Source organism: Xanthomonas bromi (assembly GCF_900092025.1).
In the GTDB taxonomy this organism is placed as follows: domain Bacteria; phylum Pseudomonadota; class Gammaproteobacteria; order Xanthomonadales; family Xanthomonadaceae; genus Xanthomonas; species Xanthomonas bromi.
Window position 1 is genome coordinate 1 of record NZ_FLTX01000006.1, and the last position, 19,110, is coordinate 19,110.

Annotated in this window: 15 protein-coding genes and 1 pseudogene; 13 read left to right on the forward strand and 3 right to left on the reverse strand. The window is 63.5% G+C overall.

All coding sequences use genetic code 11. From position 1 onward, the window contains the following. Both XBLMG947_RS02295 and XBLMG947_RS02305 read left to right on the forward strand, forming a co-directional pair. A pseudogene (locus XBLMG947_RS02295) lies at window positions 1-619 on the forward strand (IS5 family transposase); the annotation flags it as partial. Window positions 620-1,426: 807 nt separating this feature from the next. Beyond that, entirely contained in the window at window positions 1,427-1,822 is a 396-nt protein-coding gene (locus XBLMG947_RS02305; protein WP_065466195.1) for an H-NS histone family protein, read from the forward strand. 453 nt (window positions 1,823-2,275) lie between these two features. Here XBLMG947_RS02305 and XBLMG947_RS02310 read toward each other — a convergent pair whose 3' ends face one another. Next, on the reverse strand, window positions 2,276-3,043 hold the full coding sequence (locus XBLMG947_RS02310; RefSeq protein ID WP_245228094.1) for a hypothetical protein: 768 nt from the start codon (window positions 3,041-3,043) through the stop codon (window positions 2,276-2,278). Window positions 3,044-3,554: 511 nt separating this feature from the next. After that, complete coding sequence (locus tag XBLMG947_RS02315; RefSeq protein ID WP_065466197.1) at window positions 3,555-4,487, reverse strand: carbohydrate kinase family protein; 933 nt, start codon at window positions 4,485-4,487, stop codon at window positions 3,555-3,557. 275 nt (window positions 4,488-4,762) lie between these two features. Between XBLMG947_RS02315 and XBLMG947_RS02320 the strand changes: the two genes are divergently transcribed. The 8 genes from XBLMG947_RS02320 (at window position 4,763) to XBLMG947_RS02355 (ending at window position 15,416) form a co-directional block, all read left to right on the forward strand. Further along, window positions 4,763-5,809, forward strand: a complete 1,047-nt coding sequence (locus tag XBLMG947_RS02320) for a rod shape-determining protein (protein ID WP_003482734.1) — start codon at window positions 4,763-4,765, stop codon at window positions 5,807-5,809. A 180-nt stretch (window positions 5,810-5,989) separates the two neighbouring features. Further along, window positions 5,990-7,327 (forward strand): rod shape-determining protein MreC, encoded by a 1,338-nt coding sequence (gene mreC / locus XBLMG947_RS02325; protein ID WP_065466198.1) that lies wholly within the window; start codon window positions 5,990-5,992, stop codon window positions 7,325-7,327. Next, a complete protein-coding gene (gene mreD / locus XBLMG947_RS02330) occupies window positions 7,324-7,809 on the forward strand; it encodes a rod shape-determining protein MreD (protein ID WP_065466199.1) in 486 nt (161 codons plus the stop codon). Before mreC ends, mreD begins: the two co-directional genes overlap by 4 nt. A 3-nt stretch (window positions 7,810-7,812) precedes the next feature. Continuing rightward, on the forward strand, window positions 7,813-9,873 hold the full coding sequence (mrdA, locus tag XBLMG947_RS02335) for a penicillin-binding protein 2 (protein ID WP_065466200.1): 2,061 nt from the start codon (window positions 7,813-7,815) through the stop codon (window positions 9,871-9,873). Next, window positions 9,870-10,988: a rod shape-determining protein RodA gene (gene rodA, locus XBLMG947_RS02340; RefSeq protein ID WP_065466201.1), complete on the forward strand. Its 1,119-nt coding sequence runs from the start codon at window positions 9,870-9,872 to the stop codon at window positions 10,986-10,988. The genes mrdA and rodA overlap by 4 nt, the downstream gene beginning before the upstream one ends. 226 nt (window positions 10,989-11,214) lie before the next feature. Continuing rightward, a complete protein-coding gene (mltB, locus tag XBLMG947_RS02345; protein ID WP_065466202.1) occupies window positions 11,215-12,363 on the forward strand; it encodes a lytic murein transglycosylase B in 1,149 nt (382 codons plus the stop codon). After that, entirely contained in the window at window positions 12,360-13,772 is a 1,413-nt protein-coding gene (locus XBLMG947_RS02350) for a septal ring lytic transglycosylase RlpA family protein (protein ID WP_065466203.1), read from the forward strand. The genes mltB and XBLMG947_RS02350 overlap by 4 nt, the downstream gene beginning before the upstream one ends. Before the next feature lie 438 nt (window positions 13,773-14,210). Then, window positions 14,211-15,416, forward strand: coding sequence for a D-alanyl-D-alanine carboxypeptidase family protein (locus XBLMG947_RS02355; protein WP_065466204.1), 1,206 nt, complete (start codon window positions 14,211-14,213; stop codon window positions 15,414-15,416). 144 nt (window positions 15,417-15,560) lie between these two features. Here the strand turns inward: XBLMG947_RS02355 and XBLMG947_RS02360 are convergent, their stop codons facing one another. Next, on the reverse strand, window positions 15,561-16,622 hold the full coding sequence (locus XBLMG947_RS02360) for a lipid A deacylase LpxR family protein (RefSeq protein ID WP_065466205.1): 1,062 nt from the start codon (window positions 16,620-16,622) through the stop codon (window positions 15,561-15,563). Between the two features lie 270 nt (window positions 16,623-16,892). Here XBLMG947_RS02360 and XBLMG947_RS02365 point away from each other — a divergent pair, with 270 nt between their 5' ends. The 3 genes from XBLMG947_RS02365 to lipA are packed head-to-tail and all read left to right on the forward strand — an operon-like array spanning window position 16,893 to window position 18,886. Then, window positions 16,893-17,171 (forward strand): YbeD family protein, encoded by a 279-nt coding sequence (locus XBLMG947_RS02365; protein ID WP_065466206.1) that lies wholly within the window; start codon window positions 16,893-16,895, stop codon window positions 17,169-17,171. After that, window positions 17,159-17,857: a lipoyl(octanoyl) transferase LipB gene (lipB, locus tag XBLMG947_RS02370; RefSeq protein ID WP_065466207.1), complete on the forward strand. Its 699-nt coding sequence runs from the start codon at window positions 17,159-17,161 to the stop codon at window positions 17,855-17,857. Before XBLMG947_RS02365 ends, lipB begins: the two co-directional genes overlap by 13 nt. Before the next feature lie 15 nt (window positions 17,858-17,872). Beyond that, on the forward strand, window positions 17,873-18,886 hold the full coding sequence (gene lipA / locus XBLMG947_RS02375) for a lipoyl synthase (protein WP_065466208.1): 1,014 nt from the start codon (window positions 17,873-17,875) through the stop codon (window positions 18,884-18,886). The last annotated feature ends 224 nt before the right edge of the window (window positions 18,887-19,110 follow it).

Sequence of the window (19,110 nt, forward strand, 5' to 3'; positions counted from 1 at the left end):
ATGGAGCCTCCGGGATTCCCGGGGCGGTTCAGATTGGCAAGCCAACGGGGTGTGGCATCGTCTACATCAAGTGCTGCTGGCTGAGCGACGTCGCGCCGACACACTGGATCTGAGCCAAGCAAGTCTGGACGCCGCCAGCGTGGCCTCCCCCCGGGGGGCCCGTATACAGGGCCAAACCCGACCGATCGCGGCAAACTCGGCAGCAAACGGCATCTGATCGTTGATCGCAACGGCGTGCCGCTGGCTGTGGGCGCCACCGGTGCCAATCGACACGACTCGGTTGTCTTCGAGGAGTTGCTTGATGCATTCTGAGATCGGCGGAAAACCAGGGCATGCACGACGCTGTCCACGCAAACTGCATGCCGACAAGGCTTACGACATCGACCGTTGCCGCAACGCCCTCAAGCAGCGCGGCATCATTGCGCGGATTGCTCGCAAGGGCATCGAACGCAACGACCGCCTGGCCCAGCACTGCTGGGTCCTCAAGCGCACGCACGCTTGGTTTGCCGGCATGGGCAAGCTGCGTATCCGCTTCGAACGCCGCATCGATATCCACTTGGCGTTGCTCTCGCTTGCATGCTCCATCATCTGCTTACGCATGCTTCCTGGGTTTTGTTAGCCGCTCTTGAGGATGAGGAGTATCTGGAACAGAAGGAGCGTATGCACGAGCTGATGCGGAAACTACCCGGCGTAATTGATCTGTTCGCTTACGACGTAAGTAACGACCGCGAGCTCAAAGACTTCTTCAACCAACTGGCCTAGACACAAAAAAGCGGCCGGCTCGTCCTGCCGGCCACTGGCTTAGCGATTAATTGCTGATTAAAAGTCATCAGGTCTTGGTTTACCCGATTTTTGTAGGTTTCAGTCAAGCCGTGCGGTGCGCCCGGATAAACGATGAGCTTGGCACCCTGGATGAGGCTTACCAGCGATGTCGATCGCAACGTCTGATCGTCGTCCTCCCATGGATCACCATAACTTCGGGGGATGCCGCACTCGTCTCCGTGGGGTAGGGCGTAGAATAAGCGGCCTTGCTGCGTCGCCTCGGACTGGGTCTGGACGCCAACCTGAAATGAGCCGTTGCCTCGTAGTAAGGGCAACGTAAATGAGGCTTCAATGCTCGGCGAGCAGACACATCCAGGTCCGCCACTTCCTGGGACGTGTAGTCCTGGTCGCTTCGACGATCCCTTGCTTTATCCATAGACACCCCCTGTCTTGACCTACATGCTTTCAAGGGTTGTTCCAGTAGTCAAGCTGTTCAAGTTGAGGAGGCCGACCTGCCTCATGCCCTCCCGATATCCAAAAAAGATAGAAGGCGCTGCGAGCAATACGATAGAATAGTAGAGCTTGTCGATAGGTCGCCGTGCAGCTTTACTGCAATAGATTTCTCACGAATAATTTGCTAATCAACCGCTTGGAACAGTCCTGAATGACAACCGCGTCTTTGAGTGCCCTTGCCGCTGCTAAAGAAAAATTGGCAGAAGAAATTCGGAAGTTGGAAGAGCAGGAAGCTCAGCTACGCCAGCAGCAATCATCTGAAGCCTATTCAGAGATCGTCAAGTTGCTCGACCAATACACCGAGCATTTCAGTGCAAAGCAAAAATCTGAAATTGCGGCTCTGATCGGTGCTGGTGTGGCTAAGCCGAAAAAAGCTGCTTCCCCAAAGAAGGAAGTGGCGCCGAAGTATTGGCTGCCACACAACCAAGAAACGTGGTCAGGGCGTGGCCGTCCGCCCAAAGCCTTCACCATCTGGCAGGGCAGTGCTTCTTACAAGGAATGGAAAGCCAAGCATCCGGATGAGAAGTTCCCGGCTTTCCCTGGCTGAGGCATTGCGAATGCGAGGCAACGAGTGCCGAAGTCTTTTCGGGCACTCGTTTTCTACGTCTGCGGATTGTTGTCTATGAGCTCAAGCAGCGCGCTGCACTGAAAGACACCAGCGCAGCGGCAACATCGAACGAGAGGGTTAAATCGCCTGGCTCGCGCCAGACGAGCTTGAGCCAGCGAATGTGGGTAGCTTGCTTGAGTACTCTTGCAGTAAATTTCTTAATCGTTTAACAGCAAGAAATGCCAATCGCCTAGGCCTAGCCTTTCTTGGGACACTGGTGTCGCTTAGCAATTAATGAGCTGCCGACGAATTGGATGTTTCTCGTACGAATCCCTATCGACTCTCAACAGCGTCAAGCTGTCAGGCAGAGCTATACCCACTGGCGGAACGGTCGAATCGATGTATTGGTCTGGTTACGCCCGATCTATCCTGATGCCGACTTCGAGTTGTCTCTCAGAGCTTCCCGGTAAATTCAATTGAGGGCATGATGCCTGCTGACACAGCGCAGGCACCCAGGATGAGATTGTTAATCTCAGCAGTCGTACCGCCGTCACTGATGCGCATGGGCGACAGGGTTGTCCCATCCTTCACAACCAATTTTGTGGTAATTGATGTGCCTGTATTGAAGTATGCTTTCTTGCCACTATTGCTGCCGTCGACATTGAAGTCTGCCTGCGTCCATACGGAACTGATGTTGAGAATATTGCCTTTCGCGCTTACGCTGTAGGCATCAGCACCATTTGTGAAAATCACGGTATCGTTGCCGTTGGCGGCCGCTCTCGCCGTCAATCGGAAGTTAGGTAGTTGTCCGATTGGGTAATGCGGCGTCGGTACCGCTTTACTTTGCCTGAAGCAACTAGTGTCTCCGTCGCTGCTCCATTCGTGCGGGCATGTGCTGCCGAAGTTTATCATCCAGTATTCGATTAAAACGTATGCTGAGTTTGCGGGGCCATCGTTCCCGTAGAGGAATTGTTCCCATACTGTGCAGCCCGAATTATTTTGGCACGCTGACGTTGTTCCATCGTAATTAGTATTCAGCTGCACACTATACTCATCCGGACTAGAGTCATTGTTTACGGTCTTCAGCCCGGTTACCGTCGGAAAACTTCCCGCCGCCTCGCTAATAAGACCATGCCCTCTTAGCGCGTAGCTCACGGGGCCTTGCGTTGCACCGACGACATCTGGAAGTGCCGTTCGTCCAGCGGCGCCCTGAGTGGTCATTTTACCGACTGGTAAAGGGTGGTTTCGACGTGGCAATGCGTTGCAGGGTACCGACTCCCAAATCATGCTTGGGTATTTGGCGTGAAAGCATCCGGTCGTCGGCGTATCAGACCTTACAAGCTCTGTTTGCCATGCCTGTTGGACCTGCAGTTCAAGTTGGCTGGGACTGACGCTCACTGGCTGCGTACTACCTAACTGTGCAGCTGCAGCTGCTGGTGGTCAGGTAGCAGTGGCAATTGCAATGACTAGCAGAAATTTACTGTGTTTCATCGTATTTCCTTTGTTAACGAAAGAATAAGTGCGATTTCCTGCTAAGCTGCGTGCCAAGAGATGACGCTTTAGCATCCTGTCGTAGCAGGATACCGGAAAGCTATTTTGGCGCAGCGTGTATCGCAACTCGACGTTTTAAAATCCCCCCGTTGGGGCACCTTCTCCCACCCGTAGAAGGAGGGGAGGATTCAATCTGTGCGGCGCACGGCCGGGGCGCCGCCGGTGCGCGATCAGCGCAAATTCAAAGCGCGTAACCGAACTGCTGCTTGAACTGGTCGTTGAATTCGGCGAAGTCGAAGCGCTGGTTCTGGGTGCCGGGATGTTCGACCTTCAGCGCGCCCATCAGGTTGCCCATGCGGCCGATCGTCAGCCAGTCGTAGCCGCCCTGGATGCCGTAGATCAGGCCGGCGCGGAACGCATCGCCACAGCCGGTGGGGTCGACCACGCGGCGTTCATGCGCCGGCGGGATGTCGTAGGTCTTCTCGGGGGTATGCACTAGTGCGCCCTTGGGGCCCTGGGTGGTGATGTAGGCCTGCACGCGCGAAACGATGTCCTTTTCGTCCCAGCCGGTGCGCTCCTGCAAGAGGTTGGACTCGTAGTCGTTGACCACCACGTACTGGGCTTGCTCGATGAATTGGCGCAGCTCCGGGCCGTTGAACAGCGGCATCGCCTGGCCGGGGTCGAAGATGAAGGGGATACCGCCGGCAGCGAACTCTTCCGCATTCTGGATCATGCCTTCGCGTCCGTCCGGGCCGACCAGGCCCAGGGTCACGCCCGGCACATCCCTCACGTGGTTTTCGTGGCTGCGCATCATCGCGCCCGGATGGAAGGCGGTGATCTGGTTGTTGTCGTGGTCAGTGGTGATGAAGGCCTGCGGGGTGAACAGGTCCTCAATGATCTTCACCCGCGACAGGTCGATGCCCAGCGTCTCGAAATGTTCGCGGTAGGGGCCGAAATCCTGGCCCACGGTGCCCATCGGGATCGGCGCACCACCGAGCAGATGCAGGTTGTAGGCGATGTTGCCGGCGCAGCCGCCGAACTCGCGGCGCATGCGCGGCACCAGGAACGACACATTCAGGATGTGCACCTTGTCCGGCAGGATGTGGTTCTTGAACTGGTCCGGGAACACCATGATGGTGTCGTAGGCGAGGGAACCACAGATCAGTGCGGACATCGAGTCGGGCCTTTGCGTTAGGAAAATCCGCCAATTGCCGGGCATGGCAGCGGGACGACGCGAGCGCCGCGGCGCAAAGGGTAACGGCTGCGACCGATCAGGGCCAGAACCGCATGCCATGCCCGGCGTGACCGGCACATGAAAACGGATGCGCAATCACCGATTTTTCCTTGCCCGTACCGGGGGGGATTGCTAGGCTAGCGGACTTCGTTTTCTGCCCAAAATTTCGCCAGTCTGGCGGCGGGCACGCGACTTACCCAGGAACAACTCCCTCGATGTTCAAGAAACTGCGCGGCATGTTCTCCAACGACCTGTCCATCGATCTGGGCACGGCCAATACGCTGATCTACGTACGCGGACAGGGCATCGTGCTGAACGAGCCGTCGGTGGTGGCGGTGCGTCAGGATCGCGCGATCGGCGGCACGCGCTCGGTAGCCGCGGTCGGTGCAGAGGCCAAGCAGATGCTCGGCCGTACTCCCGGCCACATCACCACGATTCGCCCGATGAAGGACGGCGTCATCGCCGATTTCACCTACACCGAAGCGATGCTGAAGCACTTCATCAAAAAGGTGCACAAGTCGCGCTTCCTGCGCCCCAGCCCACGCGTGCTGGTGTGCGTGCCGGCCGGTTCCACACAGGTGGAGCGCCGCGCGATCAAGGAATCGGCGGAAGAGGCCGGTGCGCGCGATGTGTACCTGATCGAAGAACCCATGGCCGCTGCCATCGGTGCCGGCATGCCGGTGACCGAAGCGCGCGGCTCGATGGTCATCGACATCGGCGGCGGCACCACCGAAGTGGCGGTGATCTCGCTCAACGGCATCGTCTACTCGCAGTCGGTGCGCGTGGGCGGCGACCGCTTCGACGAGTCGATCACCAACTACGTGCGCCGCAACCACGGCATGCTGATCGGTGAAGCCACCGCCGAGCGCATCAAGCTGCAGATCGGTTGCGCCTACCCGCAGGACGAGGTGCAGGAGATGGAAATCTCCGGCCGTAATCTTGCCGAAGGCGTGCCGAAGATGATCAAGATCAACTCCAACGAAGTGCTCGAAGCGCTGCACGAGCCGCTGTCGGGCATTGTCTCGGCGGTGAAGCTGGCGCTGGAGCAGACCCCGCCGGAACTGTGCGCCGACGTTGCCGAGCGCGGCATCGTGCTCACCGGCGGCGGCGCGCTGCTGCGCGACCTGGACCGTCTGATCTCCGAAGAAACCGGCCTGCACGTGCAGGTGGCCGACGACCCGCTCACCTGCGTGGCCCGCGGCGGCGGCCGGGCGCTGGAGCTGGTGGACATGCACGGCAATGAGTTCTTCGCGCCGGAGTGATGGAGCTGGGAATGGGGAATCGGGAGTGGGGAATCGTCGTGCGGCTCCCCGCCTTCGGCCTTGCGCGGTTACTGCGCAATCCCGTTCGTGTCGCCCCTAGTCCTTCCGTGGGCAGCACACTGCCCACCGATTCCCCATTCCCGATTCCCCATTCCCGATTCCCCATTCCCGGCCCTGAACGTGCCCTCCTACGCCGGTCCTCCCGTCGCCTCCCGTCCGGGCGAAGTCACCTCCACGCTGCGGCTGCTGGTCTATCTGGTGCTGGCGGTGGTGCTGATTGCGCTCGATAGCCGTGGCGGTTGGCTGAGCCAGGTGCGCATGCAGGCCAATCTGCTGATCCAGCCGATCTGGGCGGTGGCCGGGTTGCCGGGGCGGATCGGCTCGCAGGTGCGCGACAACGCTGCAACCCATGCGCAGCTGGTGGAAGAGACCCGCGACCTGCGTAACCAACTGCTGGTGGCCAACGCGCGCCTGACCCGGCTGCAGACCGCCGCGCTGGACAATGCGCAGTTGCGCGAGTTGCTCAACGTGGCCGAACGCCGCGGCCTGGACGTGCAGCTGGCGCCGATCCTGGATATCGACCTGGACCCCACCCGCCAGCGCCTGCTGCTGGATGCCGGCAGCCGCGATGGCGTGCTGCTGGGCCAGGCGGTGATCGATGCCGGCGGGCTGATGGGCCAGGTGATCGAAGTGACCCCGCTGCATTCGACCGTGCTGCTGCTCACCGACCCGGACCATGCGGTGCCGGTCAGCGTGGCGCGCAACGGTGTGCGCCTGATCGTCTACGGCCGCGGCGACCGCCTGGAACTGCGCGACATCCCGCTCAGCGCCGGCGTGCAGGTGGGCGATGAGATCGTCACCTCCGGCCTGGGCGGCCGCTTCCCGGCCGGCTTCCCGGTCGGCAAGGTCTCCGAGCTGCATCCCGACGACACCCATGCCTTTTTGGTGGGCGAACTGACCCCGGCCGCCAAGCTCGACCGCGGCCGCGACGTGTTGCTGCTGCGCGCCGGCAAGCCGCTGCGGGTGGCGGGAATGGGGAATGGGGAATCGGGAATCGGGAGGGGCAACGGCAACGCCGCTGCGCCAGTAAATGCGCCCGTGACCGCGACACCACGCACTCCGGCGGCCGACGGCTCCAATGCAGTGGTCGATCCGGCCCGTACGGTAGCGGGCATCGGGACCGCACCCCGCTCGCAACCGACGCCGGTACCTGCCGCGTCCGGCGCGCAGCCAGCAGGTGTGAGGACTAGCAACTCGGGAACCAGGAACGGCAGCAGTGCGCCAGCGCCAGCGGGTCGGGCGCCAACCACCGCACCGACGCGTGGCGCTGCTTCTAACGACTCCCGACTCCCGACTCCCGACTCCCGCCCGGCGTCAACGCAGGGCTCGCGGGCGGCAGTAAATGGACAATCCGGAACAGGCAACCGCAACGCCTCACCGCCGCGGAGCACCGCTCCTGCCGATTCCCGACTCCCGATTCCCGATTCCCGTCCGTCTCCACCGGAGACGGACCAGTGACCCGCATGCGCAACACCTGCATCCTGCCGGCGAGCATCGTCATCGCGCTGGTGCTGGGTCTGTTGCCGTTGCCGGCGGTGGTGCAGCCGCTGCGCCCGTACTGGGTGGCGCTGGTGCTGGCCTACTGGGTCATCGAAGAACCGGATCGGGTGGGCTTGGGTGTGGCCTTCGTTGCCGGCGTGCTGGCCGATCTGCTCTACGGCGGCCTGCTGGGCGAGCAGGCGCTGCGGCTGGTGATCATGACCTTCATCCTGCAGCGCTTCCGCGCGCGGATGCGGTTCTTCCCGGTGTCGCAACAGGCGCTGGCAATCGGTGGGCTGTTGCTCAACGACCGCATCGTGTCTTCTGCTGTGCATCTGGCGGTCGGCGAGCCGACCCTGCCGTGGAGTTACTGGTGGGCGCCGCTGCTGGGCATGGCGCTGTGGCCGCCGCTGTTCGTCTTGCTGGATGCGGTGCGCCTGGGCAAGCGGAGCAAGAACTAGCCCATGCACGGTCGGCGCCAACCCAAGAATCCGCATGCGGAGGCCGAACAGTTCCGTCGCCGCGCGGTGCTGGGGTTTGTGATGGTGGTGATCTGCCTGGTCGGCCTGGGCGGCTGGTATTTCAAGCTGCAGGTGCTCGACCACGAGGTCTATGCCACCCGCTCGGAAGCCAACCGCATCAAGCCCAAGCCGGTGGTGCCCGGGCGCGGCATGATCTACGACCGTACCGGTCGGCTGCTGGCCGAAAACGTGCCGGCGTTCCGTCTGGACGTGACCCCGGACAAGGTCGCCGACATGAACGCCATGCTGGACGCGCTGGGCAAGGTGATCCCGATCTCGCCGGAGGACTTGGAGCGCTTCAACCGCGAGCGGCATGCACGGCGCAGCTTCCTGCCGGTGACACTCAAGCTGCGCATGAGCGACGAAGAGATGGCGCAGTTTGCGGTGGAGCGCTGGCGCTTCCCCGGTGTGGAGCTGGAGCCATATCTGACCCGGCGTTATCCCTACGGCCCGTTGTTCGCGCACATCATCGGCTACGTCGGCCGCATCGACGAAAAAGACCTGGCGGTGCTGGGCGAGGGCAATGCCGCGCTCACCCACATGGGCAAATCCGGGCTGGAGCGCTACTACGAACAGGATCTGCGCGGGCAGGTCGGCTACGAGCAGGTCGAGACCAATGTGCAGGGCCGCGCGATCCGCACCGTCGGCCGGGTCGCGCCGCAGTCGGGGGCGGACCTGCGCCTGTCGGTGGATGCCGACCTGCAGCGCGCGATGGTGGCCGCGTTCGGCGAGCACGAAGGCGCGGCCATTGCGATGGACCCGCGTACCGGCGAGATCCTGGGCATGGTCAGCCTGCCCAGCTACGACCCCAACCTGTTCGTCAACGGCATCTCGCACACCGATTTCAAGATGCTCAACGACAACCCGTCGCGGCCGCAGTTCAACCGGCTGGTGCTGGGCGGCGTGGCGCCGGGCTCCACGCTCAAGCCGCTGATTGCGCTGGCTGGGCTCGATAGCGGCCTGCGCCGGCCGGAAGACCGCGTGCTGTCCACCGGCATGTTCTACCTGCCCGGTGTCAGCCGCGGCTGGGGCGACTCGCACCGCGGTGGCCATGGCTGGACCGATCTGCGCAAATCCATCGCCCAGTCGGTCAATACTTATTACTACCGCCTGGCGGTGGACATGGGTATCGAGCGCTTCGACCGTTACCTGGGCGAGTACGGCTTCGGCCAGCCGACCGGGGTGGACCTGCTGGGCGAAATCGGCGGCATCCTGCCGTCGCCGGCCTATAAGTACAAGACCCGCAAGGAGCGCTGGTATCCCGGCGACACCGTCAACATCGCCATCGGCCAGGGCGACTGGAAGGTGACCCCGCTGCAGTTGGTGCGCGGCGTCTCGGCGATCGCCAGCGGCCTGCTGCTGCGTCCGCATCTGGTACTGGAAGAACGCACCGGCTTCGATCATCCCTGGGAGCCGATGATCCAGCCGCCGGGCAAGCCGATCAGCCCGAATCCGGCACATCTTCAGGTCGTGCGCGAGGGCATGATGGACACCATGCGGCCCGGCGGCACCGGCTATGCGATTACCCCTGGCGCGCCATACCAGATGGCCGGCAAGACCGGCACCGCACAGGTGGTCAGCCGCAAGGGCGTGGCCGCCGTGGACCCGCGCAGCCTGCCGATGCACCTGCGCCACCGTGGCCTGTTCGTCGGCTTCGCGCCGGCCGACAACCCGGTCATCGCGGTGGCGGTGGCGGTGGAAGGCGGCGGATTCGGCACCAGCTCGGCGGCGCCGATCGCGCGCAAGATCTTCGATGCCTGGCTGCTGGGCAAGATGCCGGCCGGCCTGGAGCCGCTGGACAGCGAGCTCGGCATGACCGCGGTGGGCGTCAATCAGTTCGAAGCCGGCGTCACCGACGCGCGCGCAGCCGGCGACGCTGCCGCTGCCACGCTGGACGAATTGCCGGTGGTGATCGGCCAGACCGCCGTCGCGCTGGACCCCAACACGCCCGCGCAACCGGTCGTACCGGATGTGCCGGACGCGGTGCAGGAGACCGACCATTGAGCGACATCCTGCGCTGGTTGGTGGACATGGCCGCGCGCTTGACGCGCAGCCTGGACTGGGTGCTGTGCCTGGCGCTGGGCGGGCTGATGGTGATCGGCCTGTCGGTGCTCAAGAGCGCCGGCGGCACTGCCAACGGCGAGCACCTGATGGTGGCCCAATGCATCCGCTTCATCATCGGGGCGGCGGCGATGTGGGGCATTTCGCGCATGTCGGTGCTGCGCCTGCGCGCCTGGACACCGTGGGTCTACGGTTTGTCGATGCTGCCGCTGCTGGCGGTCTTCGCACTGGGTACCGGCAAATACGGCCGGCAGTGGCTGGATCTGAAAGTGTTCTATCTGCAACCGGCCGAGCTGCTCAAGATCAGCCTGCCGATGATGGCGGCCTGGTATCTGCACCGCATGCCGCTACCGCCGCGCATCTCCACCGTATTGGTCACCTGCATGATCATCGGCGTACCCACCGCGCTGATCATGCTGCAGCCGGACTTCGGCACCGGCGTGTTGATCGCTGCCAGCGGCGTATTCGTGTTGCTGCTGGCCGGCTTGCCGTGGTGGTGGGTGGCGATCGGTGTGGGCGGTGTATCTGCGGCTGCGCCGGTGGCGTGGTTCTGGCTGCTACGGCCGTACCAGAAGGATCGCATCATGATGTTCCTCAATCCCGAGAACGACGCGCTTGGCGCTGGCTGGAACATCATCCAGTCCAAGATTGCGATTGGCTCGGGCGGGTTGAACGGCAAGGGCTGGGGTCTAGGCTCGCAATCGCATCTGAACTTCATTCCCGAACAGACCACCGACTTTGCGTTTTCGGTGCTCAGCGAAGAATTCGGCTGGATCGGTGTGGCCACCGTGTTGAGCTTGTATCTCATCGTCATCGGCCGCTGTCTGTGGATCGCCTCGCAGGCGCGCGACACCTATTCGCGCCTGGTTGCCGGCGCCACCGGCCTTGCGTTCTTCGTCTACGTGCTGGTCAACGGCGGCATGATCTCCGGCCTGCTGCCGGTGGTGGGCGTGCCGATGCCGCTGATGAGTTACGGCGGTACCTCGGCGGTGTCGTTGCTGGCCGGCCTGGGGCTGGTGATGGCGGTCAAAACGCATCGACCGGTGCACGGGTACTGACGCGTGGCCCGCGAACGCGTCTTTTGAACATGCCGCATGGGTCTGTAGCCCCATGCATCGCCAGCGCGTGGCGTGCAGCGTCTTTTCGCCTGCAGACGCTACCGCATCCCGAATTCCACCTCCCGAATCCCTGACTGCAAACGCTGTAATCTTGACTTTGGCTAAAGTCTTTGTGTTTCATAGCCTTATTGCCAAAAGTTCATCCGATGTCTGTTACCCTCAACCCATGATTCGACGCACACTGACCTGTCTGCTCACCCTCGGCCTTGTCGCCTGCGCGACCCAGCCCAGCCCTCCGTCCCCGCCACCGGCTGCCAGCGCGCCACCGGCCAAGCCGCCGATTGCGCCAGCGGCGTCAGCCACGCCGGCCAGTGCCGCTGCCGAAGCGCCCGCGCTTCCGCCGGTTGACCTGACCCCGGTCCCGTTCGAGATCGCCCGCGCCAATTTCGTGCGCGACACCTCGGCCAAGTACGGCATCGACGCGGCGCAGATCGAAGCGGCGTTGGCGCAGGCGCAATTCAAGGACGCCATTGTCGCTGCGATGTCGCGTCCGGCCGAACGGGTCAAGCCGTGGAACGAATACCGGCCGATGTTCATCACCCAGGCGCGCATCGACGGCGGCCGCAAGTTTCTCGCCGAACATCGCGCCGAGCTGAGCAAGGTCGAAGCCGCCACCGGCGTGCCGGCGCAGGTGATCGTGGCCATCATCGGGGTGGAAACCAGTTACGGTAGCAACGCCGGCAAATACCGCGTGCTGGATGCGCTGTACACGCTGGCGTTCCGCTACCCGCGCAGCGGCGACCCGGCCAAGCTCGAACGCGAAGTGCGCCGCGAACTGTTCTTCCGCGATGAACTCGGCCAGTTGTTCGCGCTCGGCAAGGAAGAGCAACTCGACGTCACCACGTTGATCGGCAGCTACGCCGGTGCGATGGGCATGGGGCAATTCATGCCGTCCAGCTATCGCCAGTTCGGCGCGGATGGCGACGCCGATGGCAAGCGCAACCTGTTCACCGATTACAACGATATGTTTGCCTCGATCGCCAACTACTTCGTCAAGAAGGGCGGCTGGGTGCGGGGCGGGCAGGTCGCGATACCGGCCACGCTGGCCGCCGGGCACGAAGAATTCAATCCCACCGACTGGTCGCCGGTGTACACGCTGGCCGACCTGTCGGCGCGCGGGTACCACCCGAGCGCACCGGTGGTGGCCGGCAGCACCGCCACACCGATCAGCCTGGACGACGCCAACGGCAAGCAGTATTGGCTGGGCTTCCAGAACTTCTATGCGATCACCCGGTACAACATTTCCAAGATGTATGCGATGGCCGTGTTCCAGCTGTCCGAGGCCATCGCCGGCAAGGAGTTACCCCCGGCATGAACAGCATTGCAGGCGCCAAGTGGCTGATTCCGATGGCGTTGATGCTCGGCCTGGCGGCCTGTAGCAGCGCACCGAAGAAAACCGCCGGCAGCACCGGCAGCGGCGCGGTCAAGGGTGTGAAGGTCGAAGGCAAGGGGCCGGCGTATGTCGCCACCGGTTGCCCATCCAGTTCGCCGTACGCGGCTGCCAAGGAAGACCCGTCCACACGCGGCGATTACACCGCCGGCGGCTTGTACAAGCCCGGCGTGAAAGACACCACGCCCGAGCATGTGCCCAATGTGGCCTGCATCCCCGAACCGCTGGTCACCAACGAGCCGCGCTCGGAGGTGGGCAATCGCTCGCCCTACGAAGTGCTGGGCAAGCGCTATGTGGTGATGGACAACCCTGGCGACTATGTCGAGCGCGGCACGGCTTCGTACTACGGCAACAAGTTCCATGGCCGGCTGACCTCCAATAAGGAGGTCTACGACATGTATGCCTTCACCGCCGCGCACAAGACCTTGCCGTTGCCCAGCTTCGCGCTGGTCACCAACACCGACACCGGGCAGTCGGTGGTGGTACGCGTGAACGACCGCGGCCCGTTCCACGACGGCCGCGTGATCGATCTGAGCTACGCGGCGGCGGTCAAGCTGGGTATCACCGGCAAGGGCACCGGCAATGTCGAAGTCCGCGGTCTGACCGAAGCGGACAACGGCAATCTGCTCGCCAAGCGTCGTAATGGCCAGGCACCGGTGACTACCGCAGTCGCCACGGTGCGGCCGGCTGCCAGCGCCAGCCAGATCGATGGACTGGTGCAACGTCTGCCCACCCGCACCGTGCCGCCGCGTGCAGTCGCGACAGGTGCCGGCGCCGCGGTTGCCGCATCCGCCGCTGCACCCACTGCCAGCGCGCCGGTCATTGCGGCTGGCGAGCGTTGGCGCTACCGCGTTGCCGACTCGCGCCATCCCGGCAATGCCGACAACTTCGATACCTGGATGAAAGCGCAGGGCGTGCGTGTGGCTACCGGCAAGCCGACCGCAGCGGCCCCGCGACCGACGTCGCCAGCATCTGCCGCCGTGCCCGCGGCAGCGACGCCGGTCGCGGTCGCGGCGGTCAAGCCGTCCGAGAGCACTGCTTCGCGTCCGCTCAAGGCCGAGCCAGTGCCCGCCAAGGCCCCCAGCGTGGCGGAAGCTGCGCTCGGCGACATCCTGCTGCAGGTCGCCAGCTTCGCCAGCCGCGAAAACGCCAATCGCGCACTGTCGCAACTGGCCTCGGCGGGGATTGCCGGCGCCAGCGTCAGCGACATCGTCAGCGGCGGGCGCACCCTGTGGCGGCTGCGCGTGAATGCACGCGACCACGCCAACGCCTCGGAGATTGCCCAGCGCATCGCCGGTCTGGGCTTCGGCCGCCCGCAGATCGTTGCCAATTGAGCGCGAATGGGTCGGTCATTGCGCTGACCAATAGTGCGTGAATGCCTTGGCCTTTCGCGCACAGCGTAGGGACCCTTCTCGCAACGGCACGAGCGGTTAGCAGCAGCGAAGCCAACATCGCGCGCCGCAAGGCGGACGCGGTGACGACCAGACCAGCATCTGCCTGGCGCCCGCCCTGTGCCCCGGCTCCCAGGGTGGCGTGTGCGCCCGGATACCGACCGAGCACGCAGCAGCCCGTCGGTCGAACCCGATGCAGGCCAGGCGCGCTGCCTGTCGTCGCCATCCAGTCCCGCTGCATGCGCCACGACGGTGCGCCTTAGCCACCGCCATCGCTGAACTGCGCAAGCGCGTGCAAGCTGCCATGCGTCGCCCAGATCGTCCTGGCGCCTTACAATTTCGCATTGCCCAGCTTTCGGGCCCGTCAGGAGTCGTTCTTCAATGAAATTCCGCTTCGCCGCCGCTGCCGTGGCCACGTTCGCCTTCGGCCTGGTCTGCGCCCAGACACCTGCGCCGCAGCCGACTCCCGCCGTGGCTACCGCCCCGGCCGCCTTGCCGGTGCCGCCGGCGCCGGCACCGGCCGTGTCCAAGTCCTGGATCCTGATGGACTACGCCACCGGACAGGTGCTGGCCGGTGAAAACATCCACCAGCAACTGGCGCCGGCCAGCATCACCAAGGTGATGACGTCCTACGTGGTCGCTGCCGAGATCAAGAACGGCAAGGTCAAGCGCGACGACCAGGTCATGATGAGCGAGCGTGCCTGGCGCGAGGGCGGGGCCGGCACTGACGGCAGCTACAGCGGCTTCCCGGTCAACCAGACCGCGCGTCTGGAAGACATGGAAAAGGGCATGGCGATCCAGTCCGGCAACGATGCCGCCATCGCGCTGGCCGAGCATGTGGCTGGCAGCGAAGAAGCCTTCGCCTCGCTGATGAACAGCTATGCCGCCAAGATCGGCATGAAGAATTCGTACTTCGTCAACGCGCATGGCCTGAGCGCCGAAGGGCACCACTCCACCGCCTACGATCTGGCCATGCTGGGCCGTGCGATGGTGCGCGATTACCCGGAGACCTACGCCTACAACAAGATCAAGGAATTCCAGGTCGGCACCATCAAGCAGAGCAACCGCAACCGGCTGCTGTGGCGCGACCCGGCGGTGGACGGCATCAAGACCGGCCACACCTCCGAGGCCGGCTACTGCCTGTTGAGCTCTGCCAAGCGTGGCGACCAGCGGCTGATCGCCGTGGTCATGGGCGACAGCTCCGAAGAGCAGCGCGCCACCGATAGCCTGGCCCTGCTCAATTGGGGCTTCCGCTTCTTCGAGACCCACAGCCTGTACGCGCCCGGCAAGGTCGTGACCAAGCAGAAAGTCTGGAAGGGCCAGCAGGACGACGTGCAGCTCGGTGTGGCACAGCCGTTGCTTGTCAGCTTGCAGCGCGGCCGCTACAACGACCTCAAGCCCAGTATGGAAGTGCCCAAGAATCTGCAGGCACCGATCAAGCAGGGCCAGCAGGTCGGCACGGTGGAGGTGAGCCTGGACGGCAAGGTCATCGCCCAGGCCCCGCTGGTCGCCATCAACGCGGTCGAAGAGGGCGGATTCTTCAAGCGCCTCTGGGACGCGTTCTGGATGTGGTGGAAATCGGAGTGATCCAAAGAAAAGCCGGCGAAAGCCGGCTTTTCTTTGGGTAGGGATTCGGGATTTGGGATTCGCAAAAGCGGCGGTCGGAACTGCGTCACGCGGACTGCTCTTACGAATCCCTAATCCCTAATCCCAAATCCCAAATCCCAGCCCTCAAAGCATCCGACTAATCGTGAAACTGCCATACACCGGCGTCTGGCGCTGGGTCTCGAATTCGCGGGTGCGGTGGTAACGGGCGAGGGCGAATTTCCAGCGGCCGTACATTACCGCCAGGCCGTAGCCCACATCGCCCACGAACGGGCGTTTGTCCACGCTGTGGCTGTTGCGGAACGTGTTGCCGTCCAACGTGATGTCGCGGATTACCCAGCGTGCATCGGTGGTCACAAACAGATGGCCAGACCAGCCGCTGGCGCGTCCGAGCCGGCTGGGGGCGGTGTTTTCACCCGCGGGCCGGGTGGGCGTGCTGCCGAAGTCGTCGGGCAGCTTCCAGCCGAAGCGGGCTTCGCCGCCGGCATTCAGATGCGTGGCCATGTTGCCCACCGCGCCACCCCAATGCGAAATGAAATCCCAGCCGAACCCATCGGCATTGCCGCTCGCGTCGGCAGGCCAGCGGTGCATGCGCTCGTGCACCAGGTTGATCAGCGGCTCGTTGTGCAACTGGTTGTCCCAGCCCTGGAATTTTTCGTCCCCGAGCGCATCGTGGATCGCATCCTGCGCCTCCTTCGCAAATGCCCACGGACCGACGACGCCGATCTGGAGCTGCGTGGTACGCAGGTGCGCATCGTTGCGCGCGTTGTAGCCGAAGCTCGCCAGCAGGATGCCCGCATACGGACGGTCTTCCGGGATTGCATCGCGGCGGGTGTAATCGGTCGGGGTAAAGATCCCCTGTCCGATCGAAAACACCATGTTCTGCTGGTCGAACTCGCCCGGATGCAGCCGTTCCAGGTAGCTGTTGACCCACCGCGCGGTACGCGGCAAGCAGGGGTCGTCGGTGTAATCGACCAGATTGGGCGAGACCAGCGTCAGCACCGCGCCGTTGGAATAGCCCTGGTCCTGGTCTTCGCCACCGAACAAGTCGTTATCGACCCGAAAATTCACCGCAGGCGGCGTGCGCCCGAGCCGGCTGGAATCGCATTGATCCGCCGCCAGCGCCGGCAGCGACAGCCCGGAAAGAGAAAGCAACAAGGCAGCTGACAGCGCGCGGGGTCGGAACATGGAGGGCCTGGGGAGGATGGCGGATTCAGAAAGGTGCCTACGTCTCCTGCTGCGCTGTGTGAAGCGAGTAGCCGAGTTCGCATTCTCTACCGCTTCGGCTCGCTACTACCGACTCGCTACGTATATATCGCTGTGTTTATTCGAGCAGTGTATTTGCATCACATTGCGGAAAATTTGCTGGTGCTTGCGTGCTGACGGTGCTGACGAGCCAGGCGGACTGATCGGTTGCAAAGGCTTGGGTTTGCCCATCGCCGGCCCGATAATGGAAGGATGGATATCAGCACCGACAACCCCGATCACGGCTTTCAGTTTCCCGGTACTTTCGAGCTCAGCGCCATGGGTACGGCCGAGCGCGGGCTGGAAACCGAGCTCCCGCGGTTGCTTGCCGCCACCGGCGTGGAGCTGCTGCAGGAAAGCGTGAGTTGGAAGCATTCGTCCAGCGGCAAATATGTCTCGGTCAAGATTGGCTTTCGCGCCGACAGCCGGGAGCAGTTCGAAGCCGCGCATCAGGCGCTGCGCGATCATCCGGAAGTGAAGTGGACGCTGTAGCGGCCGAGCCTGTGAGCAGTTCCTCGGTCGGTCTGCCTGCGCAGTTGCGCGACCTCGGCCCGCAGGACTACGCCCCGGTGTGGCGCGCAATGCAGCGTTTCACTGATGCGCGCGATGAGCACACGATGGACGAGGTGTGGGTGGTCGAGCATGCGCCGGTGTTTACGCTTGGCCAGGCAGGCAGACCCGAGCATGTGCTGGCACCGGGCGAAATCCCGGTGTTGCAGGTCGATCGCGGCGGGCAGGTCACCTATCACGGTCCCGGCCAACTGGTGGTCTACCCGCTGCTGGATCTGCGCCGGCTCAAGATCGGTGTGCGCGATTACGTGTGCAAGATCGAGCAGGCGCTGATCGACACGCTGGACGAATGGAACATCGTGGCCGAGCGGCGTGACGGCGCCCCAGGTGTTTACGTGGGCGGGGCCAAGATCGCCGCACTCGGCATCCGGGTGCGCCGTGGCTGCACCTTCCACGGCTTGTCGTTCAACGTGGCGATGGACCTGGAGCCGTTCCACCGCATCAACCCCTGCGGCTACCAGGGCCTGCAGGTGACCTCGGTGCTAGACTTGGGCGGCCCCTCCGGGATGGAGGCCGTCAAGGCTGTGCTGCTCCAGCAGTTGGCATGCCAGTTCGGCCTGACGCTGCAGCCCGCCTCCGCATTGCCCGACCTTTCGCTTCCGGCCTGAGCGCCCGTTACTGCCATGACCCAGCCTATCGCCCGTTCCATTCCCTTGCAGGTCGTCTCCGGCGACACCGCCGCGCCTGCGCCGCTGCAGACCGGCGTCAAGCAGATCGGTGGCGACAAGATCAATCGTTCGCCGGTGCAATTTGTGGATGCGCCGGTGCTGCGCAAACCATCGTGGATCCGTGTGCGGATTCCGTCCGGCAATGCGGTGCAGAACCTCAAGGCCAAGCTACGCGAAAACCGCCTGGTCACGGTCTGCGAAGAAGCCAGCTGCCCGAATATCCACGAGTGCTTCAGCCACGGCACCGCGACCTTCATGATTTTGGGCGAGGTGTGCACGCGACGCTGTTCGTTCTGCGATGTGGCGCATGGCCGGCCCAAGCCGCCGGATGCCAACGAGCCGGCCAGCCTGGCCACCACGGTGGCGGACATGGGCTTGAAGTACGTGGTGGTCACCAGCGTGGACCGCGATGATCTGCGCGACGGGGGTGCCCAGCACTTCGTGGATTGCATCTCTGCCATCCGCGCCAGTTCGCCCAACACCCGCATCGAGATCCTGACCCCGGATTTCCGTGGTAAGGGCCGGATGGATCGTGCGCTGGAGGTCCTGGCGTTGAGCCCGCCGGATGTGTTCAACCACAACATCGAAACGGTGCCTGACCTGTACCCGAACGTGCGCCCCGGTGCGGATTACCAGTGGTCGCTGACCCTGTTGCAGCGCTTCAAGGCGCAGCATCCGGCCATCGCCACCAAGTCCGGCATCATGCTCGGCCTTGGCGAGACGATGGAGCAGGTGCAGGCCACGCTGCGCGACCTGCGCGCGCACGATGTGGACATGATCACCATCGGCCAGTACCTGCAGCCGACGCCGCACCATCACCCAGTGATGCGGTATTGGACGCCGGAGGAATACAAAGCGCTGGAAGATTACGGCAACGCGCTGGGCTTCAGTCATGTCGCCTCCGGCCCGATGGTGCGTTCCTCGTATCACGCCGATCGGCAGGCCGCTGGCGCCGGCGTCGCTGCCTGAGTCAGCGACAGGCGGTGGGATGACCGCCCAGGCGAAAGTTCGAATCAGCCAACTGTATTGGTCGCTTCATCGGTACGCCGGAACGCCAGGTCCCGCCTGCTGTGATGACACGATTCGCCGAGCACCGCGATTTTTTCTCGGCCGGTCACGCCTCGGCTTTCAGTTGAACAACCCATCCGGCCCTGTGCACTGCGCGGGGCCGAGTCGTCTTTGGGCCATGCGGC